The sequence below is a fragment of the Microbacterium sp. NPDC060132 genome, from assembly GCF_042729675.1.
In the GTDB taxonomy this organism is placed as follows: domain Bacteria; phylum Actinomycetota; class Actinomycetes; order Actinomycetales; family Microbacteriaceae; genus Microbacterium; species Microbacterium sufflavum.
This window is the reverse complement of the sequence record NZ_JBHWXU010000001.1, coordinates 2332549-2354302: the sequence shown is the minus strand read 5'-3', so window position 1 is coordinate 2354302 and position 21754 is coordinate 2332549. Positions and strand designations below refer to the sequence as shown.

Genomic DNA, 21754 nt, shown 5'->3' with positions numbered 1-21754 from the left:
GGAAGCCGACGTTCCAGGATAACGTACGCGCCGGATCGGATCTCCGAGGCACGTCGTAGCATCGACTCCGTGACCCCCGCTCCCCCGATGTCCTCGCGCCGCGAGGGCCGTGCGCGCCTGTGGTGGGAGATCGCGATCGTGCTGGCCCTGGGGCTCGGACAGTCGGCGGTCTACGCGATCGTGCAGCTGGCCTACCGCCTGACCGACGACGTGCCCCTGGCCGACCAGACCGCGACGCTCAACCCGTCCCGCAGCGACCGCGAGGTGTTCGACCTCGTCTATCAGCTGCTCTCGATCGGCTTCTCGCTCGTGCCCGTGCTGCTGGTGTGCTTCCTGCTGTGGCAGCGCCGACGACCGCACCTCGGGCGGCTCGGGCTCGACGGCACCCGCATCGGCGTCGACGTGGCCCGCGGCGTGCTGCTCGTGGTGGCGATCGGCGTGCCGGGCCTCGCGCTCTACCTCGGCGGCCGGGCGGCCGGCCTGTTCGTGGCCGTGAACCCCGCGGGACTCGACGCCCACTGGTGGACCGTGCCTATCCTGCTGCTCGCGGCGGCCCGCGCCTCCCTGCAGGAGGAGTTCGTGGTGCTCGGCTACCTCTTCGCGCGGCTGCGGCAGCTCGGCTGGTCGCCGTGGACGATCATCGTCGCCACCTCCGTGCTCCGCGCGACCTACCACCTGTACCAGGGGCCGGGGGCGTTCGTCGGCAACCTCGCGATGGGGCTGCTGTTCGGGTGGCTGTACCAGCGGACGGGACGACTGCTGCCGTTCCTGGTGGCGCACTTCCTCATCGACGCGACCGTGTTCGTCGGCTACCCGTGGGCGGCCGCCACCTGGCCCGAGCTGTTCGGGCTGCCCGGGTGAGCCCGGTGCGCCGGGTGCTCAGCCGAGGTTGACCACGACGAGCGCGGCGGCGGCCCACAGCACGATCACCGCGAGCGCGATCAGCGCGGGGCCGTCCCACGTGCGACGGATGGGCGCGTCGGCAGCCGCCGCCTCCGACCAGCGGTCGCGGATGTCGGTGAGGGCCCGCAACCCGGAGGGCACCCGCGGCTCCGCGTCCTCGTCACGACGCTGACGGGGCGGGCGGGCGCGGGCCGGGCCACCCCAGGAGGTGAGCGTGCGGCCGTCGTCGAGCGCGAACTCGAGCTGCCAGCGCAGGTCGATGTCGCGCACGTGCCCCCAGCCGAAGCTCGTCCGGCGCAGGAGGTTCTGCACGGTCGCCCCGTGCGCGTCCACCCGCACGTGCGACACGAAGCTGATCTCGTACACGATCCACAGGGCGAGGAGCATCCACGGAGCGATCAGCAGCGCCTGCACGATGCTGCCGTTGACGACCGTGTCCCCCAGCAGGAACAGCACCAGCAGCACGCTGAGCACGAGGATGACGGTGCCCGAGGACGCACGGTAGGTCCGTGCGTCCTCGGGCTGTGCCGGCGATGCCACGCTCAGTGGCCGCCGAGAGGGATCGACGCACCCGGGATCGCCTGCAGCAGGCGCTCCGTGTACTCCTCCTGCGGATTCGCGAAGATCTCGTCGACCGTGCCCTGCTCCACCACGCGGCCCTTCTCCATCACACACACCAGGTCGCTGGAGACCCGCACGACCGCGAGGTCGTGGGTGATGAACAGGTACGTCAGGTCGAGCTCGGACTGCAGGTCGGCGAGCAGCTTCAGGATCTGGTCCTGCACCAGCACGTCGAGCGCCGACACCGCCTCGTCGAGCACGATGATGTCGGGCTTGAGCGCGAGTGCACGAGCGATCGCCACGCGCTGCCGCTGACCGCCCGACAGCTCGTTCGGGTATCGCGTGGCGAGGGACTGGGGCAGGGCGACCTGCTCCAGCAGCTCCTCCACGCGCGCCCGCTGCGAGGCGCGGTCGCCGACGCCGTGGATCTGCAGCGGCTCGGCGATCGTGTTGCCGATGTTGCGCAGCGGGTCGAGCGAGCCGTACGGGTCCTGGAACACCGGCTGCATCCGGCGACGGAGCCCGAACGCCTGCGCGTTCGAGAGCCCCGACACGTCCTGACCGTCGATCTCGATCGTGCCGGCGGTCGGATCCTCGAGCTTGAGCACCATCTTCGCGACCGTGGACTTGCCCGATCCGGACTCCCCGACCAGTGCGAGCGTCTTGCCGCGCGGGATCTCGAACGACACGTCGTCCACCGCCCGGAAGGCCTCGCTGCGGAAGTTGCCCTGGCGGATCTTGTAGTCCTTCGTCAGACCGGCCACCCGGACGGTCGGCGGGATGTCCGCGAGGTCCTCGAGCGTCTCGATCCCCCGATCCTCCACGACCGCCTGGATGCGCTGCGACGCCACACTGGGCGCTGCGGCCACCAGCCGCTTGGTGTACGGGTGCTGCGGGTTCTCCAGGATCTGACGGCTCGGCCCCGCCTCGACGATGTTGCCGCCGTTCATCACGATGATCTTCTCCGCGCGCTCGGCCGCGAGACCGAGGTCGTGCGTGATCAGGAGCACCGAGGTGCCCTTGTCCCGCGTGAGAGAGGCCATGTGATCGAGGATGACCCGCTGCACCGTCACGTCGAGGGCCGAGGTCGGCTCGTCGGCGATCAGGAGCTTCGGGTCGGCCGCGAGACCGATGCCGATCAGCGCGCGCTGGCGCATCCCGCCGGAGAACTGGTGCGGATACTGGTGCAGCCGTCGCTCGGCATCGGCCAGACCCGCCTGCTGCAGCACCTCGATCGTGCGTGCCTTGACAGCGGCACGCCCCTGGGCGATGCCGTTGGCGCGCACGGCCTCCTTGACCTGGAAGCCGATGCTCCACACCGGGTTGAGGCTCGACATGGGGTCCTGCGGCACGAAGCCGATGTCGCGACCGCGCACGGCCTCGATGTCGCGTCGGCTCAGGCCCGTGAGCGGACGGCCCTCGAGCGTGATCGATCCTCCGGTGACCTTTCCAGTCCCCGGCAGCAGGTCGACGATGGCCGTGGCCGTGGTGGACTTGCCCGAGCCGGACTCCCCCACGATCGCGACGGTCTCGCCGGGGAACACGTCGAACGTGACACCGTGCAGGACCTCGCGCATCCCCTCCTGCGAACGGAACGCGACCTTGAGGTCGCGGACACTCAGCAGCGGGATCTGGGCGGCGTTGTGGTCGCTCATCGGCGGGCCCTCGCCTTCGGGTCGAGGGCGTCTCGGATGAGCTCGCCGAGGCCGACGAACGCGAGCACCGCGAGGGTGAGCGCGATCGATGGATAGATGAGCGACATCGGGGCGATGCGCAGAGCCGCCTGTGCCTGGCTGATGTCGTTACCCCACGACACCACCGTGCCGCCGAGCCCGACACCGAGGAACGACAGGGTCGCCTCCGCCACGATCGCCGCGGCGAGTCCCAGGGTCGACACGACCAGCAGCGGCGCGATGCCGTTGGGGATCACGTGGGTCAGCAGCGTCTTGAACCGGGACTGGCCCAGCGAGCGCGACGCCATGACGAAGTCCGCCTGCCGCACCCGGAGGATCTCAGCGCGCACGACGCGTGCCGTGGACGCCCAGGAGAAGCCACCGATCGCGAGCGCGAGCGTCCACACCGAGCGATAGTCCGAGAGCACCGTCATCACGACCAGGGCGGCCAGGATGTACGGGATCGCGAAGAAGATGTCGCCGATGCGGGACAGCAGCGCGTCGATCCAGCCGCCGTAGAAACCGGCCAGCGCACCCATGATGAGGCCGAGCACCGCGGAGATCACGGTGGCGATGAGACCGACCGACAGCGACGTCTGGGCGCCCCAGACGACGCGGGCGTAGATGTCGCAGCCCTGGAAGTTGAACCCGAGCGGGTGGCCGGGCGTCGGGCCCTCGTTGCTGTTCATCAGGTCGCACACGCGCGGGTTGACCTGCGTGAACAGGGTCGGCCAGAACGACATGACGATGAACAGCGCGGCGAGCAGCACCGAGAACCAGAACATCGGGCGACGGCGCAGGTCGCGCCACGCGTCGCGCCACAGGTTGCTGGGCTTCTCGGCGACGCGCACCGCATCGATGGCGATCGACTCGGTCTCGACCGGGGCGACGTAGTGCTTCTGCGTGGTGGGGTCAGACATAGCGGATCCTCGGGTCGAGCAGACCGTAGAGCAGGTCGATGACAAGGTTCACCAGCACGTACAGGATCACGAACACCGTGACGAAGGAGACCACGGTGGGCCCCTCACCGCGGATCGCCGCCTGGTAGAGCGTGTTGCCGACACCGGGGATGTTGAAGATCCCCTCGGTCACGGTCGCGCCCACGAGGAGCACGCCGAAGTTCGTGGCGGAGTTGGTGATGACCGGGAGCAGGGAGTTGCGCAGCACGTGCACCGGGATCACGCGGGTGCGCGAGAGTCCCTTGCTGTACGCCGTGCGCACCCAGTCCTGGTTGAGGGTGTCGATCACCGAGCTGCGCATCAGGCGCATGCTGACGGCGAAGAGGCTGAACCCGAGCACGAGGGCGGGGAGCCAGAGGCCGCCCCAGTCGTTGTCGGAGCCGACGGTCGGGCTGAACCAGCCCCACTGGATCGCCAGGAAGTACTGGGCCAGGAAGCACAGCACGAAGATCGGGATCGCCAGGGCGACGAGCGCGACCAGCAGGGCGGTCGTGTCGAACAGCTTGCCCTTGCGCAGCGCCGAGATCGTGCCGATCGTGATCGCGAGCGTGAACTCGATCCCGATCGCCATGACGGCGAGCCGGCCGGTGACCGGAAGCGTGTCGACGAGCACCGCGGAGACCGGGCGACCGGAGAAGGTCGTGCCGAGGTCACCCTGGAAGACACCGGTGATGTAGTACCAGTACTGGACCAGGAACGGCTCGTTGAGGTGGTACTCCTCGCGCAGGGCGTTGACGAGAGCCTCATTGGGCGTGCGATCGCCGAACAGAGCCAGGATCGGGTCGCCCGGCATGGCGAACACGAGGAAGTAGATGAGCAGGGTGGCCCCGAAGAACACGGGGATCACCTGGAGAAGACGTCTGATGATATAGCTGGGCATCCGCAGTCCCTTTCGGGAGGGCGCGAACAGACCGAACGGGAGCACCCGACGAGGCGGTGACGGAAACCGTCACCGCCTCGCGGGTGCGAGCTCCGTCAGGCCTATTCGGCAGCCTTCGTGATCTCGTAGTACAGCGGGACCGAGTTCCAGCCGAACGTGACGTTGTCGACCGTGTCGGCGTAACCACCGGTCACGTTGGAGTACCACAGCGGGATCGCGGGGAGATCGTTGAACAGGATCTCCTGAGCCTTGGTGAACTCCTCGACCTGGGCCGCGGTGTCGGTGTTGCTGATGCCCTCGGCGATCAGCGCGTCGAACTCGGGGTTCGAGTAGTCACCGTCGTTGGAGCCGGCGTTGGTCGCGTAGAGCGGACCGAGGAAGTTGTACAGACCGGGGTAGTCGGCCTGCCAACCCGAACGGGCAGCGGTCTTGATGCTGTTGTTGTTGATCTCCTCGCGGATGACCGAGAAGGTCGGGTACGGGTCGCCCGATGCCTCGATGCCCAGCGTGTTGGAGATCGCGTTGGTCACGGCGTCGACCCACTCCTGGTGGCCACCGTCGGTGTTGTAGGCGATCTTGAACTCGCCCTCCCACGGGGAGATGGCGTCGGCCTCGGCCCACAGCTCCTTGGCCTTCTCGGGGTCGTACTTCAGGACCTCGTTGCCCTTGATCGAGTCGGACCAGCCGTCGATGACCGGCGACGTGAAGTCGCTGGCCGTCGTGCGGGTGCCGAAGAAGATCTTGTCGGTGATCTGGTCGCGGTCGAACGCCATCGAGATGGCCTGACGACGGAGGATGCCCTCCTCGCCGGAGAAGTGCGGCAGGAACTGACCGATCGTGAACGACTGGAAGACGGCCGACGGCTGGTTCACCGCGCGGTCGCCCAGGTCGTCCTGGAAGGTCGGCAGCGACACGGACGGGATGACGTCGATGACGTCGACCTTGTTGCCCTGCAGGTCGGCGTAGGCCGCGTCCTGCGTCGCGTAGAAGATGATCGACAGGCCGCCGTTCTTGGCCTTGCGACCGCCGTCGTAGTCGTCGTTGCGGACCAGGTCGATCTGCACGTCGTGCTGCCAGGCGCCCTCACCGTCGAGCTTGTACGGGCCGTTGCCGATCGGGTTCTCACCGAACGCGTCGATGTCCTCGAACGCGACGTCGGGCAGCGGGTAGTAGGCCGAGTAGCCGAGGCGCAGCGCGAAGTCGGCGGCCGGCTTGTTCAGCGTGATCGTGAACGTGTAGTCGTCGACCTGCTGGAGACCGGACATGTCGCCCTGAGCGCCGTATACGTCGGGGGTGTTCTGGAAGCCCTCGATGTCTTCGAAGAAGTAGCTCGAGAGGTGGGCGTTCTCCGCCTGTGCGCCGTAGTTCCACGCCTTGATGAAGTTGTCGGCGGTGACCTCTTCGCCGTTGGAGAAGGTCTGGCCCTCCTTCAGCTTCACGGTGAGGTGCTGCGGGTCCTCCGTGGTGATCTCCTCGGCCATGTCGTTGACCGGCTTGCCCTCGGCGTCGTAGTAGACGAGCCCGGCGAAGATCTCGTCGAGGATCTTGCCGCCACCGACCTCGTTCGTGTTGGTCGGGATCAGCGGGTTCTCCGGCTCCGAGCCGTTCGTCGTGATGATGGCATCCGGGTCGGCCTTGGCCCCACCGTTGCCGCCGTCACCGGTGTTGCCGGATCCGCCCGCGCAGCCCGCGAGCGCCAGAGCGCCACCCGCGAACAGCGCGACGCCCGCCAGGGCGATCTTGTTGCGCTTCACTTTGTGTCCTCCTGTGGACGTGGGAATTCTGCGTGCGCATCGTCGAGCACGCAGGGATACCTGAGCGTAACCCGCGAGTCCGCCCGCCGACGCACTCGGCTAACGAACTGTTACTGAGTGGTGACCAATCGTCACACGCGCGAAACATGGGGAGACGCGGACGGCGCCGCGCCACCCGGAAGTGGTCGCGACGCCGTCCGCGGATCCCTCGTGGCTCAGGCGAACGCCTCCACCGGCGGGCACGCGCACACCAGGTTGCGGTCGCCGTACGCCTGGTCGATCCGGCGCACCGGCGGCCAGTACTTGGCGGCCACGAGCGAGCGCACCGGGTAGGCCGCCTCCTCGCGCGTATAGGCGTGCGTCCACTCCCCCGCGATGAGCGACACCGCGGTGTGCGGTGCGTGCACGAGCGGGTTGTCGTCGGCCGGCCAGCGTCCGGCGGCCACCGCGTCGGCCTCGGCCTTGATCATGATCATGGCCTCGATGAACCGCTCGATCTCGTCGAGGTCCTCCGACTCGGTCGGCTCCACCATCAGGGTGCCGGCGACCGGGAACGACATCGTCGGCGCGTGGAACCCGTAGTCGATGAGGCGCTTGGCGACGTCGTCGACCGTGATGCCCGTGGCCTCCTTGAGCGGACGCAGGTCGAGGATGCACTCGTGCGCGACCCGGCCGTTCTCGCCCGTGTAGAGCACGGGGAAGTGCGAGCCGAGCCGCTCCGCGATGTAGTTCGCCGAGAGCACGGCCGCTGCGGTCGCCCGGCGCAGCCCGTCGGCTCCCATCATGCGCACGTAGGCCCAGGAGATCGGCAGGATGCCCGCGGAACCGTAGGGGGCCGCCGAGATGACCGCACCGTCGAACGTGTAGCCGCCGAAATGCTCGGCGCGCTGTGCCAGCGGGTGCGAGGGCAGGTACGGGGCCAGGTGCGCCTTCGCCGCGACCGGGCCGATGCCGGGGCCACCCCCGCCGTGCGGGATCGCGAACGTCTTGTGCAGGTTGAGGTGCGAGACGTCGCCGCCCAGGTCACCGAAGCGCGCGTAGCCGAGCAGCGCGTTGAGGTTCGCGCCGTCGACGTACACCTGACCGCCGGCCTCGTGCACCGCCGTCGTGATCTCGACCACCTGCTCCTCGTACACCCCGTGCGTCGAGGGGTACGTGATCATCAGCGCAGCGAGCTCATCGGCGTGCTGCGCGATCTTGGCGCGGAGGTCGTCGAGGTCGACGTTGCCGAGCGCATCGCTGGCCACGACCACGACCTTCATGCCCGCCAGTACGGCAGACGCAGCGTTCGTGCCGTGCGCCGACGACGGGATGAGGCACACCGTGCGGTGCGCGTCGCCGTTCGCGTGGTGGTAGCCGCGGATCGCGAGCAGGCCGGCGAGCTCGCCCTGCGACCCCGCGTTCGGCTGCAGCGACACCGCGTCGTAGCCGGTGATCTCGGCGAGCCAGCTCTCGAGCTGATCGATCAGTTCGAGATAGCCCTGCACGTCGTCCGCCGGGGCGAACGGGTGGATGCCGGCGAACTCGGGCCACGTGATCGCCGCCATCTCGGTCGCCGCGTTCAGCTTCATGGTGCACGAGCCGAGCGGGATCATGCCGCGATCGAGCGCGTAGTCGCGGTCGGACAGGCTCTTGAGGTAGCGCATCATCGCGGTCTCGCTGCGGTGCGCGTGGAACACCGGGTGCGTGAGGTACTCGTCCGCGCGGCGGAGAGCCTCCGGCAGCGCGACCGAGACACCCGCGACGAACGCGAACGCCCGCTCCGTCGGCCCGCCGAACACCAGCGCCACGCGGTGCAGGTCGGTGAACGTCGTCGTCTCGTCCACCGCGACACCGATCGTGTCGGCGTCGGCGACCCGCAGCAGGATGCCGTGCTCCTCGCGCGCGCGGGCGGCATGCTCCGCCGCGGCGCCAGGCACCCGCACCGTGAGCGTGTCGAAGAAGTGCTCGTGCACGACCTCGGCCCCCGCCTCGACCAGCCAGTCACGCAACAGGGTGGCCTTGCCGGCGACGCCCTGGGCGATCGAGCGCAGCCCGTCGGGGCCGTGGTACACCGCGTACATCGAAGCCATGACCGCGAGCAGCACCTGCGCCGTGCAGATGTTGGACGTGGCCTTCTCCCGGCGGATGTGCTGCTCGCGCGTCTGCAGCGAGAGCCGGTACGCGGGCTTGCCGTCGGCATCGACCGACACCCCGACCAGTCGCCCCGGCAGCTGGCGCTCGAGGCCGGAGCGCACCGCCATATAGCCGGCGTGCGGTCCGCCGAAGCCCATCGGCACGCCGAAGCGCTGCGTGGTGCCGACCGCGACGTCGGCACCCATCGTCCCCGGGGCCGTGAGCAGTGTGAGCGCCAGCAGGTCGGCCGCGGCCACGGCGAGACCACCCGCGAGGTGCGCGGCCTCGAACACCGCCGTCGGATCCCACACGCGACCGGACGCGCCGGGGTACTGCACGAACACGCCGAACAGCTCGTCCGGCAGCTCCTCGCCCGCCGCGAGGTCGACCGTCACGAGCTCGACACCGAGGGCGTCCGCGCGGGACGCGAGCATGGCCCTGGTCTGCGGCAGCGCGTCGGCGTCGACCACGAACACGTTCGACGAGGACTTCGAGGCCCGCCGCGCGAGCAGCATCCCCTCGACCACGGCCGTGGACTCGTCGAGCATCGACGCGTTCGCGGTGCTGAGGCCGGTGAGCTCGGCGACCATGGTCTGGAAGTTGATGAGCGCCTCCAGGCGCCCCTGCGAGATCTCGGGCTGGTACGGCGTGTAAGCCGTGTACCAGGAGGGGTTCTCCAGCACGTTGCGCTGGATCACCTGGGGCGTGATGGTGTCGTAGTACCCGAGGCCGATCATCGCGCGGCGGACCGTGTTGCGCGACGCGAGCGCCCGCAGCTCGGCCAGGGCCTCGGTCTCGCTCGCGGCGGCGGGGATGCGCGACTCCGCGACCGCGGCCTCCGGCCCCGTGTAGATCGAGGCGGGGACGGCCTGGCGCATGAGCGTCTCGACCGGGCTGGTGGGCCCGTCCTCCGCGCCGCCGAGCCCGAGCGCGTCGAGCATCGTGCGCTGTGCGGCCTCGGTGGGTCCGATGTGACGATCGGCGAAAGCAACCACGTGTGTCTCAGCCCTCCGTGAGTGCGACGTAGGCGTCGCGGTCGAGCAGTCCGTCCAGGGCGCCGGCGGCGACCGAGACCTTGAGCAGCCAGCCGCCCTCGAAGGGCTCGGCGTTCACCAGCGACGGGTCGTCGACCACGGCGTCGTTGATCTCGACGACCGTGCCGGCCACCGGGGCGTAGAGCTCGCCGACCGACTTGGTCGACTCGATCTCGCCCACCACGGAGCCGGCGGTGATCTCGGTGCCGACGGCGGGGAGCTCGACGAACACCACGTCGCCCAGCTTCTCGGCGGCGTAGTCGGTGATGCCGATGGTCACGGTGTCGCCGTCACCGGCGATCCACTCGTGCTCGTCGGTGTAGCGGAGTGCGCTGAGGTCGGTCATGAGTTCCTCCGGTAGAAAGGCAGGGCGGTCACGGTCGCGGGGATACGGGTCCCCCGCACATCAAGGAATACTGCGGTTCCCTCTTCCGCGGAAGAAGGGTCGACGTAGGCCATCGCGATCGGATGACCCAGCGTCGGGCTCAGGGCGCCGCTGGTGATCTCCCCCAGCGGGGCACCGTCGGCGTCGACCACCGCGTAGCCGGCGCGGCCCGCGCGGCGACCCTCGGCGGTCAGTCCGACCAGGACGCGCGCGTCGGCCGCCGGGGCGGGGGCGTCCTTGCCGACGAAGCGCTCCTTCGCGGCGACCACCACGCGACCGAGGCCCGCCTGCGCGGGCGACGTGTCCAGGCTCAGCTCATGGCCGTACAGGGGCATCCCGGCCTCGAGCCGGAGCGTGTCGCGCGCCGCGAGGCCCGCCGGTACCAGGCCCAGGGGCGTCCCGGCGGTGAGCACGGCATCCCACAGCGCGGCCGCGTGAGCCGCCGGCACCAGAAGCTCGAAGCCGTCCTCGCCCGTGTAGCCGGTGCGGGCGAGGAGCAGCGGCTGCCCCGCGAACGTCGCGGACGCCCAGGCGTAGTAGCGCTGCTCGGCCCACGGCACGCTCACCTCGCCGATACCGGCCGTCGCGGCGAGGATCTCCTCGGCGCGCGGACCCTGCACCGCGATGAGGGCGTAGTCGTCGGACACGTCGGCGACCTCGACCTGCTCGACCCCGGAGTGCGCGACCCGGTCCGCGAGCGCACCACGGACGGCATCACGGTTGCCGGCGTTGGAGATGATCAGGTAGTCGTCGTCGGCGAGCCGGTACACGATCACGTCGTCGACGATGCCGCCCTCGGGCGTGAGCAGCAGTGAGTACTTCGCCTTGCCGACCGCAAGAGCCGACAGCCGTCCGGCCAGTGCGTAGTCGAGGAAGGCACCCGCGTCGCCTCCGCGCACGGCGAACTCGGCCATGTGCGAGATGTCGAAGATGCCCGCCGCCTGGCGCACGGCGTGATGCTCGGCGAGGTCGGATGTGTAGCGCACCGGCATCTGCCAGCCGCCGAAGTCGGTGAAGGATGCGCCGAGGGCCTCGTGGCGCTCGCGCAGCGGGGTGAAGCGGGGGTCGGACATGGAGTTCTCCCGGGCTGGGTCGGGCGGAACGGCGGCATCGCCGTTCCAGGGAACTCCCCCTCTGTCATGGGCCTGAGAGCTTCGCCCGCACGAGCACGCGGGCTTTCACCGTCGGCGGATCCCCGACAGCTCGGGATCGCTTTTCAGAGCGGCCGGACCCCCGCGGTACGCGTACCTGAGAGATTGGCGGGGAGGCTTGCTCCTTCGGTGCCCGGCTGCGTGCGCCGGGGCTCTCCCGCGTGGGTCGTTCGGCCTGTCTTCGATTGTGGCTTCAGTCTAGCCCGACGCACGGGCCCCACCCATACGGCTCGGACCCGGATCACCGTCCCGCGAGCTCCGCACGCACCTCATCGCGAAGACGGCCGAGGTTCTCGGGCTCGGGGGCGGCACCGAGGAGGGTCTTGGTGTACTCGTGCTGCGGGTGGAGGATGACCTGGTCGGCGGGTCCGCGTTCGACGACGTCGCCCTTGTAGAGCACCATGATCTCATCGGAGAAGTGGCGGGCTGTGGCGAGGTCGTGGGTGATGTACAGCACGCCCAGGTTCTCTTCCCGCTGCAGCTCGGCCAGCAGGTTCAGGACCCCGAGCCGGATCGACACGTCCAACATGCTCACCGGCTCGTCGGCGACGATGAACCGTGCCCCTGGGGCCAGCGCCCTCGCGATCGCGACGCGCTGCCGCTGCCCGCCGGACAGCTCGTGCGGGCGGCGCTCGGCGAAGCTCTCCCCCGGGGTCAGCCGGACCCGTTCGAGCAGCTCGAGCGCCCGCGCTCGCACCGCCGTCCCGGACAGCTTCGGGTGGTGCAGGCGGATCGGACGCTCCAGGTGATGCACGATCGTGTGGAACGGGTTCAACGACGCGAACGGGTCCTGGAACACCATCTGCACATCCGACCGGTACCGCTCCAACCCCCGACCCCGGGTGCCGGACTCGACACCGTCGAGGAGGATGGACCCGGAGGTGGGCGTCTCCAGCTTCATCAGCATCCGTGCGATCGTCGACTTCCCCGACCCCGACTCCCCCACCAGCGCGACCGTCTTCCCGGCCTCGATCGTGAACGACACGTCCTTCACCGCATGCAACACACTCGTGCGGAACCCGGAGCGCAGGGTGAAGTCCTTCACCAGATTCCGCGCCTCCAGGGTGCCGGTCGCGGTGGTGGTGTCGGCGATGGCGGTCATCGGATGCCCTCCTGGCTCATACCCGTGCGGACGAAATCGCCCCGCTCCCCGGTCAACGACGGGAAACTCGACAGCAGCCGTTTCGTGTACTCGTGCTGCGGGGTCCGGTAGATCTCCTCCGCCGTGCCCTGCTCCACGATCCGCCCCTGCAGCATCACCGCGATCCGATCACTGATCTCGATCAGCATCGGCAGGTCATGCGTGATGAAGATCACCGCGAACCCCAACCTCTCCCGCAACCGCATGATCTCCCGGATGATGCCCCGCTGCACCACCACATCCAACGCCGTCGTGGGCTCGTCCATGATCATCACCTGCGGATCGAGCGCCAACGCCATCGCGATCATCATCCGCTGCCGCATCCCGCCCGACAGCTCGTGCGGGAAACTCGTCAACCGGTTCGGATCCACCCCCACCAGCGTCAGCAGCTCCTCCGCCCGCTCCCGCTTCGCCCTCTTGCTCATCTCCGGACGGTGCGTGTCGAAGATGTCGAAGATCTGCGCCCTCACACTGATCACCGGATTCAACGAGTTCATCGCCCCCTGGAACACCATCGAGATCTTGTCCCACCGGAACGCCCGCAACCCCTCCCCATCCAGGCCCACCACATCGATGTCATGACCATCCCGGTCATGGAACACGATCTCGCCCTGGGTCATCAACGCCGGAGCCTTCAACAACCGATTCATCCCATACGCGAGCGTCGTCTTCCCACACCCCGACTCCCCCGCCAACCCCAGGATCTCGCCACGATGCAGCGTCAGCGACACATCCCGCACCGCCCTGACCGGCGGATCCACCTCGTACTCGATCGACACGTTCCTCGCGGTCAGGACGGCGTCGCTCATGCGGAGACCCCCTTCGTCTTGGCGGCCTTGCGCACCCGACGGGCCGCATCGGGCGCGTTGCGCAGCTTCGGGTTGATGACCTCGTCGATCGCGAAGTTGATCAGCGCGAGGCCCGCGCCCAGGATCGCGATCATGATGCCCGGGGGCACGAACCACCACCACGCACCGCGGCCGAGCGCCTGCCCGGACTGGGCGTCGTTGAGGATGGACCCCCAGGTGATCGACGAGTTCGGGCCGAGACCGAGGTACGACAGCCCGGCCTCGCCGAGGATCGCGAAGATGATCGCGAACAGGAACTGCGCGGTCAGCAGCGGGAGCAGGTTCGGCATGATCTCGACGAGGATCACGCGGAACGATCGCTCCCCCGCCACCTTCGAGGCGTACACGTAGTCGCGGGTGCGCAGCGAGCGCGTCTGCAGCCGCAGGACATAGGCCGCCCCGGCCCACGAGGTGATGCCGAGCACGAAGGCGACGAGCTGCCAGCTGCGCTGCGGCACGAACGACGCGATCACCATCACGAGCGGGAGCCCGGGGATCACGATCATCACGTTCGTGAGCAGCGCCAGGGCGTCCTCGCGCCAGCCGCCGAGGTACCCCGCCAGCACACCGAAGAAGAGGGACAGGACGATCGCGATCCCGCCGGCGGTGACGCCGATGAGCAACGATCCCTGCGCCCCGATGGCGAGCTGGGCGAGGACGTCGTTGCCGAGTTTGGTCGTTCCCAGCCAGTGCTCGGCCGAGGGCGCGGCGAGTGCGGGGTTGTCGGTGCTGCGCGGGTTCTGTGTGAAGAAGGGCGCGATGATCGCGAAGAGCACGATGGCGAGCACGAGCACAGAGCCGACGATGAACTTCGGCGACGTGCTCGGCAGGATCCGGCGGCGCTTGCGTTCCTGGCGCTGCGTGGCCAGGGCGACCGTGCCCTCGGGGGCGACGGTGGGCGGCTCCTCCACGAGGAGCGGGTTCTTCGTGTCAGACATTCTGGCGAGCCCTCGGGTCGATGAAGCCATAGACGAGGTCCATGAAGAAGTTGGCGACGAGCACCGTGAGGGTGATCACGAGGAACAGCCCCTGCATCAGCGCGTAGTCGTTGTTGGTGACGGCCTGGAACATGAGCTTCCCGACACCCGGATACGTGAACACCTGTTCCATCACGATGGCGCCGGCCACCACGAAGCCGAGGGTGATCGAGAAGCCCGCGATCGACGGGATCGCGGCGTTTCGCGCGGCGTAGGTGGTCATGATGCGCCGCGGGCGCAGGCCCTTCGCCTCGGCGGTCAGCACGTAGTCCTCGGCGAGCGTCGACACCATCATGTTGCGCATGCCGAACATCCACCCGCCGACCGAGCTGATCACGATCGTGATCGCGGGAAGGAGCGAGTGAGCGACCGCGTCGGTGAAGAAGGCCCAGGTCGGCTCCGGGCCGTCCGGGAAGTCGAAGACGTCGTAGCCGCCGAACATGGGGAACCATCCGAGCCCGACCGCGAAGACGGCGACCAGCACGAGCGCGAGCCAGAAGTACGGGATGGACTGCAGGACGGTGGTCGCCGGGATGAGGTGGTCGACCCACGTGCCCCGCTTCCACCCCGCCCACGCGCCGAGCACGACGCCGAGGAGGAAGGACAGGACGGTCGCCGTGCCCACCAGCACCAGGGTCCACGGGAGGGCGCCCGCGATGAGGTCGGCGACCGGCGTCGGGAACTTCGTGACGGAGATGCCGAGGTCTCCGCGGAGCATCCGCCCCCAGTAGGCGATGTACTGCTCCCACAGCGAGGAGTCGTCGCCCCCGAGCAGCAGCTTGATGTTGCGGATGGTGGTCTCGGAGACCTCGCCGCCCGCCCGCTGCATCTTGGCGATCATGATGTCGGCGGGGTCCCCCGGCATGAGCCGGGGAAGCAGGAAGTTGATGGAGATCGCGGCCCACAGCGTGAACGCGTAGAACCCGATCCGTCGTGCATAGAACTTCATGTCACTGTGTCCTGACTTCCTGCTTCCCCGACTCCTTCGCTCAGCCGGCCGGCTTGATCTGCGTCAGCACGTAGCCGGCGGCGATGGCACCCCAGGACGGCGGGAACGCGTAGAGGTTCTCCTCCGTCGGCCAGCCGGTGTAGTCCTTCGTGTTGTAGAAGGTCTGCGTGGCGTTGATCACCAGCGGGATGTAGGGCACGTCGTTGACGATCGCGTCCTGGATCGTGGCGTAGAGCTGCTTGCGCTCCCCCTCGTCCTCGGTGCTGATGGCCTGCTGGATGGCCGCGTCGACGGCGGGGTTGCTGTAGCGGCTGAAGTTCCAGCGCCCCGGGGGGATCTCCGTCCCGACCGGGCTGGTGGACTGCACCGCGGTGCCGCCGAACCAGTCACGGTAGATCTGGAACGGGTCGGCGATGGTGGTGCCGATGACCCCGCCGACGATCAGCTGGAACTGGCCGGACTGACGGGCGTCGACGAACTCCTGCCACTGCACGGTGGACGTGGTGACCTTGATGCCGGCCTTCTCCGCCTGCTCGGCGATCAGCTTCGCGGCGTCGTTGTAGTCCGTCCACCCGTCGACCGAGATCAGGCTCAACTCGACCGGCACGCCGGCCTTCTCGTAGATGCCCGACGAGCCCTTGGTGTAGCCGGCCGCCTCGAGGATCGACGCGGCTTCCTCGACGTTCGCCTCCTGCGGACTGACCTCGTACGCGTCGTCCGTGAGCCACTTCTCATCCCGCGGGAGCAGCGTGTAGGCGGGCGAGATGTCGGCGGTGAGGCCGACGAACGCCTTCTCCTTGATGGTGGCGCGGTCGATCGCGACGTTCAGCGCCTGACGCACGGCGACGTCGGTCTGCGGACCCGTGCAGCCGAGCTCGGCGTTCGAGCACGTGTACAGCACGGTCGGGTCCTGCGGCGTGTTGATCCACTCGATCTTGCCGTTGCCGGTCACGTCGTCCGGGTTGGGGATGAACATGCCGGTCCAGTCCAGCTCGCCCGCGGCGACGAGATCCTGCGCCGTCTGGTTGTTGTCGACGGCGATGTACTGGACCTTCTTGATGGCCAGCTCGTCGGCGTCGCGGTAGTTCTCATTCGCGACTAGGGTGTAGGACTCGCTCGTGGTCTTGTCGACGACGTACGGGCCCGACCCGACCGGCTCCTCGTTGGTGAAGTTCGCGAAGTCGTCCACGTCCTTCCAGATGTGCTCGGGGAGGATGTAGCTCGAGCCCATCCGCTGGAATTCCGTGGTGTACTGCGCGATGCCGTACGTGAGCACGACGGTGGTGTCGTCCGTCGCCTCGGCGGAGACCAGATTGTTGCCCTCGGGGTTGTTGGCCTCGTACTTGAAGGTGAAGGCGACGTCGGAGGCCGTGAGGGGCTCGCCGTCGCTCCACTTCAGATCGGGCTTGATCTTCACCGTGATCTGCGTGCCGTCCTCGTTGTACTCGAAGGACTCGCCGATGAGGCCGATCGGCTCCTCATCCTTGGTCTTGTTGTAGAAGAACAGGGGCTCGTAGATCGGACCGAGTGCGCCGTGGAGCACGTTCGGGGCGAAGGGGTTGTAGTTCGTGGTGATCGGCGTCGTGCTGCCGGCCCAGACGCGGAGGGCGCGGTCGCCGTCGGCGTTGCCGCCTTCGCCTCCCCCGCCACCGCAGGCGGTGAGTCCCAGTGCGAGGACCGAGGCCCCCGCGACCGCCGTGAGCGCGATACCGCGCTTTCCCTTACGGATCATTCTTCATTTCCTCTCGGTGCTGCACTGCAGGAGGGATTCTCCGGATGGAGCCGAACCCCGGTCGGGGTTCACGGGAAACCCGGGAGGAGGAGACGGACGTCACCTCGAAGGGGTTTGTTAGGACAGTAACCTAACAAACCCCTTCGAGCCGGACAAGCCCTATTCCCTCCCGCAGATAACGTTTCGGACTCGCTGGACCCACGGCGTCATGGAGTCGCCCTAAGGGTCGCTATGACACTAAGATCGTTCACGGAGGTTAAGGTGCCTATGACTCGAAGCCAGCCCATCCGCGTCGCCGTCTCGACCGTGATCCTGACGCTGCGGCGCACCGACGACGGCCGCGCCGTGCTCGCCCTCCCCCTCGTGCTCCGCACGCGCGAGCCGTTCGCGCAGCAGTGGGCGCTCCCCGGCGGCTGGCTCACCGCCGAGGAATCCCCGGTCGACGCCGCCGCCCGCACGCTCGCGGAGACCACGGGCCTCGCGCCCAGCTACCTCGAGCAGCTCTACGCGTTCGGCGCCGTCGACCGCTCCCCCACGCGCGTCGTCTCGATCGTGTACTGGGCCCTGCTGCGACAGGACGACGTCGAAGCCCAGATCGCCGCCCACCGCGCCAGCGGACGCGCGCCGGAGAACGTGCAGTGGTTCGAGGTCGACGAGCTCCCCGCACTGGCGTTCGACCACGCCAAGATCATCGAGTACGCCCTGTGGCGCCTGCGCAACAAGGTCGGCTACAGCCGCGTCGCACAGGGCTTCCTGCCCGCGGAGTTCACGCTCGCCGAGCTCCGCGAGGCGTACGAGTCGATCCTCGGCCGCCAGCTCGACCCCGCGAACTTCCGCCGTCAGGTGGAGGCCGCCGGCAACCTCCTGCCCACCGACCGGTTCCGCACCGGAAGCCACCGTCCCGCCCGTCTGTACCGCGACAACACCGATGTCGAGCTGGCCGACCGCGGCCCCCTCGGCCCCGAAGAAACGAGCACCCGATGAGCATCACCGCCGTCCCGACTCCCGCCGTCCTGCCCGTGGACGCCTCGGTCGACCACGCGATCCAGGCGATCGTCACCGGCGCGTCGACCGAGGCCACCTGCACCACCGACCTCGCGGCCGGCCCCTGGGACTTCGACATCCGCCCGGGCTACGGCCCGGGGTCGTCCATGGGCGATGTGATCCCCACCGGCGCTCCCCGCCAGGGCGAACTGCCCGCCGAATACCGCGAGGCACCGGAGGCCGAGCTCCACGACCGCATCCGTGCCGCCAAGGCGACCTTGGGCGACCGCGTGGTGATCCTCGGGCACTTCTACCAGCGCGAAGAGGTCGTCACGCACGCCGACTACGTGGGCGACTCCTTCCAGCTCGCCACGGCCGCCAAGGGCCGGACCGACGCGGAGGCGATCGTGTTCTGCGGTGTGCACTTCATGGCCGAGACCGCCGACCTCCTGTCGCGCCCCGAGCAGTCCGTCATCCTGCCGAACCTCGCCGCCGGATGCTCGATGGCGGACATGGCCGACATCGACCAGGTCGAGGAGTGCTGGGAGCAGCTCGCCGACGTGCTGGGTGACCTCGACACGCCGGACGCGGACGGCCGGGTGCCGGTGATCCCCGTCACCTACATGAACTCGTCCGCCGCGATCAAGGGCTTCGTCGGGCGACACGGCGGCATCGTCTGCACCTCCTCCAACGCGCACACCGTGCTCGAATGGGCGTTCGCGCGCGGACAGCGCGTGCTGTTCTTCCCCGACCAGCACCTCGGCCGCAACACCGCCAAGGCCATGGGCGTGCCGCTGGAGCGCATGCCGCTGTGGAACCCGCGGCGAGCGCTGGGCGGCTCCACGCCCGACGAGCTCAGCGACGCGCGCGTCATCCTGTGGCACGGCTTCTGCTCCGTGCACCGCCGCTTCACGGTCGCGCAGATCGACCAGGCCCGCGCCGAGCACCCCGGCGTGCGCGTGATCGTCCACCCGGAGTGTCCGATGGAGGTGGTGGACGCCGCCGACGAGGCCGGATCGACCGAGTACATCCGCCGCGCGATCGACGAGGCCACCACGCCGACGACGTTCGCGATCGGCACCGAGATCAACCTCGTGCGCCGCCTCGCCGCGCAGTACCCGCAGCACCGGATCTTCTGCCTCGACCCCGTGGTGTGCCCCTGCTCGACCATGTACCGCATCCACCCCGGCTACCTCGCCTGGACGCTGGAGGAGCTGGTCGCGGGACGCACGCCCAACCGGATCACGGTGGCCCAGGACGTCGCGGAACCGGCCAGGGTCGCCCTCGAGCGCATGCTCGCCGCCAAGCCCCCGGCAGCCGGCACGCGATGAACGTCGTCGTCGTCGGAGCGGGCATCGCGGGCATGACCGCGGCCCTGCACGCGCACGAGGCGGGCCACACCGTGACGCTCGTGACGAAGGGCGAGGTCGGCGAGGGCTGCACACCGCTCGCGCAGGGCGGGATCGCGGGCGGCTACGGGCCGGACGACTCTCCGGCCGCGCACGCGGACGACACCCTCACCGCCGGAGCCGGACTCGGCGACCGCACCGCCGTCGAGACGCTCGTGGCCGCGAGCTCCGCCCGCATCGCGGAGCTCATCGCCCGGGGCGTCGCGTTCGACCGCGCCGCCGACGGCAGCCTCCAGCGCGGGAGGGAGGCGGCGCACAGCCACGCGCGCATCCTCCACGCGGGCGGAGACGCCACGGGTGCCGCCATCGCGACCGCCCTCACCGCGGCCGTGCGCCGGGCGGGAATGGCCCTGGTCGAACGGGCGATGCTCACCGGGCTCACCGTGGCGGACGGCACCGTGCGCGGCGTGGAGCTGCTCCACGACGGCCACCCCACCGTGCGGACCGCCGACGCCGTGATCCTCGCGACCGGGGGCGACGGACAGCTGTACGCCCACACCACCAACCCCGCCGGGGTCACGGGCGACGGGATCGCCGTGGCCCTGGCCGCGGGGGCCGCGGTCGCCGACCTGGAGTTCGTGCAGTTCCACCCCACCGTGCTCGCGAGCGGCCCGGCGTTCCTCATCTCGGAGGCCGTGCGCGGCGAAGGGGCGGTGCTGCTCGACGCCGACGGACGGCGGTTCGTCTTCGACAGCCACCCCGACGGCGAGCTGGCGCCGCGGGACGTGGTCGCGCGGGCGATCGCCGCACAGGCCGCGCGACAGGACGTGCCGGTGCGCCTCGACGCCACGATGCTGGGAGCTGCGACCCTCGCGCGCCGCTTCCCCACGATCGACCGTGTCACCCGCGAGCGGGGCTTCGACTGGTCTCGCGAGCCGCTCCCGGTGACCCCGGCTGCGCACTACCTGATGGGCGGCGTCGTGACCGACCTCGACGGACGCACCACGATCCGCGGGCTCTACGCGGTGGGCGAGGTGGCCCGTACCGGGGTGCACGGCGCGAACCGCCTCGCGTCGAACTCCCTCCTGGAGGGTGCGGTGTTCGGCGCACGGGCGGCTGCGGCCCTCGCCGGTCCCTGGCCCGCCGGTGTCCACCCCGGCCCCACGACGCCGCGGGCGACCGCGACACCCGCCACGGAGCCGACGGCGACCACCGGCACCCCGCCGTTCGCGCGCCGCGCCCTGCAGCAGCTGATGTGGGACGAGGTCGGACTCCACCGCACAGCGCGGGGACTCGAGCGCGCCCTCGGCACCATCCGCGGCTGGATCATCGCGCAGCAGCCGCCGCAGAGCGCGCGCGACCACGAGGACGCCCACCTGCTGCACGTCGCGGAGGCCACGGCCGCCGCTGCCCTGGCGCGCCGCATCTCGGTCGGCGCCCACCACCGCGCGGACGCGGAGCCCGCCGCCCCCGCCACCGCCCGTCCCCCGATCCTGGAGACCGTCTGATGCTCACCCGTGCCACCCTCACCCGCGTGGTCGGCGCCGCCCTCGAGGAGGACGCCCCGTGGGGCGACCTGACCAGTGCGACGCTGCTGCCCGCCGACGCCACCGCGACCGCCGACCTCGTCGCCCGCGAGCCCGGGGTGTTCAGCGGCGGAGAGGTGTTCGCCGCCGCCTTCACCCTCACCGACCCGGAGGTCACCGTGGACCTGCACGTGGGCGAGGGCGACGCGTTCGCTGCGGGTGACGTGCTCGCGACCGTGACCGGAGCCGCCCGCAGCCTGCTGACCGCCGAGCGGGTGGCGCTGAACTTCACGCAGCGCATGTCGGGCATCGCGACCCTCACCGCCGCGTACGTCGCGGCGATCGAGGGCACGCGCGCCCGCATCGGCGACACCAGGAAGACCACCCCGGGGCTCCGGGCGTTCGAGCGCCACGCCGTCGCCTGCGGGGGTGGCCGCAACCACCGCTTCTCCCTGTCAGACGCGGTCATGGCGAAGGACAACCACCTCGCGGTGCTGCAGCGCACCGGTCTCGACCTGGCGTCGGCGCTGCGCGAGGCCGTGGCGCGACTGCCGCACACCGCGCACGTCGTGGTCGAGGTCGACCGGCTCGACCAGATCCCCGCGGTGCTCGACGGCGGCGCGCACACGGTGCTGCTGGACAACTTCACCCCGGACGAGCTGCGCGCCGGTGTCGCGCTGATCGACGGTCGCGCGACCGCGGAGGCTTCGGGCGGCGTCGACCTCGACACCGTGGCCGCGATCGCCCGCACGGGAGTGGACATCATCTCCGTCGGGGCGCTCACCCACTCGGCCCGCGCGCTCGATCTCGGCCTGGATCTGCGGATCGACTGA

Annotated in this window: 18 protein-coding genes and 1 riboswitch; of the genes, 5 read left to right on the top strand and 13 right to left on the bottom strand. The window is 69.6% G+C overall.

Annotated elements, in window-relative coordinates:
• The first annotated feature begins 87 nt into the window (after positions 1–87).
• Positions 88–861 carry a CPBP family intramembrane glutamic endopeptidase gene (locus tag ACFWCH_RS11425; RefSeq protein ID WP_136045760.1) on the top strand — a complete coding sequence of 258 codons (774 nt, stop codon included), beginning with the start codon at positions 88–90 and terminating at the stop codon, positions 859–861.
• Positions 862–879: 18 nt separating this feature from the next.
• Here ACFWCH_RS11425 and ACFWCH_RS11420 read toward each other — a convergent pair whose 3' ends face one another.
• From ACFWCH_RS11420 to ACFWCH_RS11360, 13 genes are all read right to left on the bottom strand, one after another.
• Complete coding sequence (locus ACFWCH_RS11420; RefSeq protein ID WP_136028638.1) at positions 880–1443, bottom strand: PH domain-containing protein; 564 nt, start codon at positions 1441–1443, stop codon at positions 880–882.
• Positions 1444–1445: 2 nt separating this feature from the next.
• Positions 1446–3119, bottom strand: coding sequence for an ABC transporter ATP-binding protein (locus ACFWCH_RS11415; RefSeq protein WP_136028637.1), 1674 nt, complete (start codon positions 3117–3119; stop codon positions 1446–1448).
• Positions 3116–4057: an ABC transporter permease gene (locus ACFWCH_RS11410; RefSeq protein ID WP_136028636.1), complete on the bottom strand. Its 942-nt coding sequence runs from the start codon at positions 4055–4057 to the stop codon at positions 3116–3118. The genes ACFWCH_RS11415 and ACFWCH_RS11410 overlap by 4 nt, the downstream gene beginning before the upstream one ends.
• Positions 4050–4976, bottom strand: coding sequence for an ABC transporter permease (locus ACFWCH_RS11405; RefSeq protein WP_136028635.1), 927 nt, complete (start codon positions 4974–4976; stop codon positions 4050–4052). The genes ACFWCH_RS11410 and ACFWCH_RS11405 overlap by 8 nt, the downstream gene beginning before the upstream one ends.
• Positions 4977–5077: 101 nt before the next feature.
• Entirely contained in the window at positions 5078–6730 is a 1653-nt protein-coding gene (locus tag ACFWCH_RS11400) for an ABC transporter substrate-binding protein (RefSeq protein WP_136028634.1), read from the bottom strand.
• A gap of 215 nt (positions 6731–6945) precedes the next feature.
• Positions 6946–9786 carry an aminomethyl-transferring glycine dehydrogenase gene (gene gcvP / locus ACFWCH_RS11395; RefSeq protein WP_378803855.1) on the bottom strand — a complete coding sequence of 947 codons (2841 nt, stop codon included), beginning with the start codon at positions 9784–9786 and terminating at the stop codon, positions 6946–6948.
• 61 nt (positions 9787–9847) lie between these two features.
• The gene (gcvH, locus tag ACFWCH_RS11390) at positions 9848–10225 is read right to left on the bottom strand and encodes a glycine cleavage system protein GcvH (protein ID WP_136028632.1); all 378 of its coding nucleotides are present in this window, start codon (positions 10223–10225) and stop codon (positions 9848–9850) included.
• Positions 10222–11337 (bottom strand): glycine cleavage system aminomethyltransferase GcvT, encoded by a 1116-nt coding sequence (gene gcvT, locus ACFWCH_RS11385; protein ID WP_247638570.1) that lies wholly within the window; start codon positions 11335–11337, stop codon positions 10222–10224. Before gcvT ends, gcvH begins: the two co-directional genes overlap by 4 nt.
• A gap of 153 nt (positions 11338–11490) precedes the next feature.
• A riboswitch (glycine riboswitch) is annotated at positions 11491–11585 on the bottom strand.
• Positions 11586–11656: 71 nt separating this feature from the next.
• The gene (locus tag ACFWCH_RS11380) at positions 11657–12517 is read right to left on the bottom strand and encodes an ABC transporter ATP-binding protein (protein ID WP_378803555.1); all 861 of its coding nucleotides are present in this window, start codon (positions 12515–12517) and stop codon (positions 11657–11659) included.
• The gene (locus ACFWCH_RS11375) at positions 12514–13365 is read right to left on the bottom strand and encodes an ABC transporter ATP-binding protein (RefSeq protein WP_378803554.1); all 852 of its coding nucleotides are present in this window, start codon (positions 13363–13365) and stop codon (positions 12514–12516) included. Before ACFWCH_RS11375 ends, ACFWCH_RS11380 begins: the two co-directional genes overlap by 4 nt.
• Complete coding sequence (locus ACFWCH_RS11370) at positions 13362–14342, bottom strand: ABC transporter permease (protein ID WP_136035503.1); 981 nt, start codon at positions 14340–14342, stop codon at positions 13362–13364. The genes ACFWCH_RS11375 and ACFWCH_RS11370 overlap by 4 nt, the downstream gene beginning before the upstream one ends.
• Positions 14335–15330 carry an ABC transporter permease gene (locus tag ACFWCH_RS11365; RefSeq protein WP_136035502.1) on the bottom strand — a complete coding sequence of 332 codons (996 nt, stop codon included), beginning with the start codon at positions 15328–15330 and terminating at the stop codon, positions 14335–14337. The genes ACFWCH_RS11370 and ACFWCH_RS11365 overlap by 8 nt, the downstream gene beginning before the upstream one ends.
• 40 nt (positions 15331–15370) lie before the next feature.
• Positions 15371–17062, bottom strand: coding sequence for an ABC transporter substrate-binding protein (locus ACFWCH_RS11360; RefSeq protein WP_136035501.1), 1692 nt, complete (start codon positions 17060–17062; stop codon positions 15371–15373).
• 267 nt (positions 17063–17329) lie between these two features.
• Between ACFWCH_RS11360 and ACFWCH_RS11355 the strand changes: the two genes are divergently transcribed.
• From ACFWCH_RS11355 to nadC, 4 genes are read left to right on the top strand one after another with little or no spacing between them, the layout of a single operon-like run.
• Entirely contained in the window at positions 17330–18046 is a 717-nt protein-coding gene (locus ACFWCH_RS11355; protein WP_247638567.1) for an NUDIX domain-containing protein, read from the top strand.
• A complete protein-coding gene (gene nadA / locus ACFWCH_RS11350; RefSeq protein WP_136028550.1) occupies positions 18043–19377 on the top strand; it encodes a quinolinate synthase NadA in 1335 nt (444 codons plus the stop codon). The genes ACFWCH_RS11355 and nadA overlap by 4 nt, the downstream gene beginning before the upstream one ends.
• Complete coding sequence (gene nadB / locus ACFWCH_RS11345; protein ID WP_378803553.1) at positions 19374–20903, top strand: L-aspartate oxidase; 1530 nt, start codon at positions 19374–19376, stop codon at positions 20901–20903. The genes nadA and nadB overlap by 4 nt, the downstream gene beginning before the upstream one ends.
• A complete protein-coding gene (gene nadC, locus ACFWCH_RS11340) occupies positions 20903–21754 on the top strand; it encodes a carboxylating nicotinate-nucleotide diphosphorylase (RefSeq protein WP_247638564.1) in 852 nt (283 codons plus the stop codon). The genes nadB and nadC overlap by 1 nt, the downstream gene beginning before the upstream one ends.

What these genes read in the sequence shown, in the direction of transcription:
- ACFWCH_RS11425 (WP_136045760.1), top strand. Translation starts at nt 88, where the DNA reads ATGTCCTCGCGCCGCGAGGGCCGTGCGCGCCTGTGGTGGGAGATCGCG.
- ACFWCH_RS11415 (WP_136028637.1), bottom strand. Translation starts at nt 3,119, where the DNA reads ATGAGCGACCACAACGCCGCCCAGATCCCGCTGCTGAGTGTCCGCGAC.
- ACFWCH_RS11410 (WP_136028636.1), bottom strand. Translation starts at nt 4,057, where the DNA reads ATGTCTGACCCCACCACGCAGAAGCACTACGTCGCCCCGGTCGAGACC.
- ACFWCH_RS11405 (WP_136028635.1), bottom strand. Translation starts at nt 4,976, where the DNA reads ATGCCCAGCTATATCATCAGACGTCTTCTCCAGGTGATCCCCGTGTTC.
- gcvP (WP_378803855.1), bottom strand. Translation starts at nt 9,786, where the DNA reads ATGCTCGACGCGCTCGGGCTCGGCGGCGCGGAGGACGGGCCCACCAGC.
- gcvH (WP_136028632.1), bottom strand. Translation starts at nt 10,225, where the DNA reads ATGACCGACCTCAGCGCACTCCGCTACACCGACGAGCACGAGTGGATC.
- gcvT (WP_247638570.1), bottom strand. Translation starts at nt 11,337, where the DNA reads ATGTCCGACCCCCGCTTCACCCCGCTGCGCGAGCGCCACGAGGCCCTC.
- ACFWCH_RS11380 (WP_378803555.1), bottom strand. Translation starts at nt 12,517, where the DNA reads ATGACCGCCATCGCCGACACCACCACCGCGACCGGCACCCTGGAGGCG.
- ACFWCH_RS11375 (WP_378803554.1), bottom strand. Translation starts at nt 13,365, where the DNA reads ATGAGCGACGCCGTCCTGACCGCGAGGAACGTGTCGATCGAGTACGAG.
- ACFWCH_RS11370 (WP_136035503.1), bottom strand. Translation starts at nt 14,342, where the DNA reads ATGTCTGACACGAAGAACCCGCTCCTCGTGGAGGAGCCGCCCACCGTC.
- ACFWCH_RS11365 (WP_136035502.1), bottom strand. Translation starts at nt 15,330, where the DNA reads ATGAAGTTCTATGCACGACGGATCGGGTTCTACGCGTTCACGCTGTGG.
- ACFWCH_RS11360 (WP_136035501.1), bottom strand. Translation starts at nt 17,062, where the DNA reads ATGATCCGTAAGGGAAAGCGCGGTATCGCGCTCACGGCGGTCGCGGGG.
- ACFWCH_RS11355 (WP_247638567.1), top strand. Translation starts at nt 17,330, where the DNA reads ATGACTCGAAGCCAGCCCATCCGCGTCGCCGTCTCGACCGTGATCCTG.
- nadA (WP_136028550.1), top strand. Translation starts at nt 18,043, where the DNA reads ATGAGCATCACCGCCGTCCCGACTCCCGCCGTCCTGCCCGTGGACGCC.
- nadB (WP_378803553.1), top strand. Translation starts at nt 19,374, where the DNA reads ATGAACGTCGTCGTCGTCGGAGCGGGCATCGCGGGCATGACCGCGGCC.
- nadC (WP_247638564.1), top strand. Translation starts at nt 20,903, where the DNA reads ATGCTCACCCGTGCCACCCTCACCCGCGTGGTCGGCGCCGCCCTCGAG.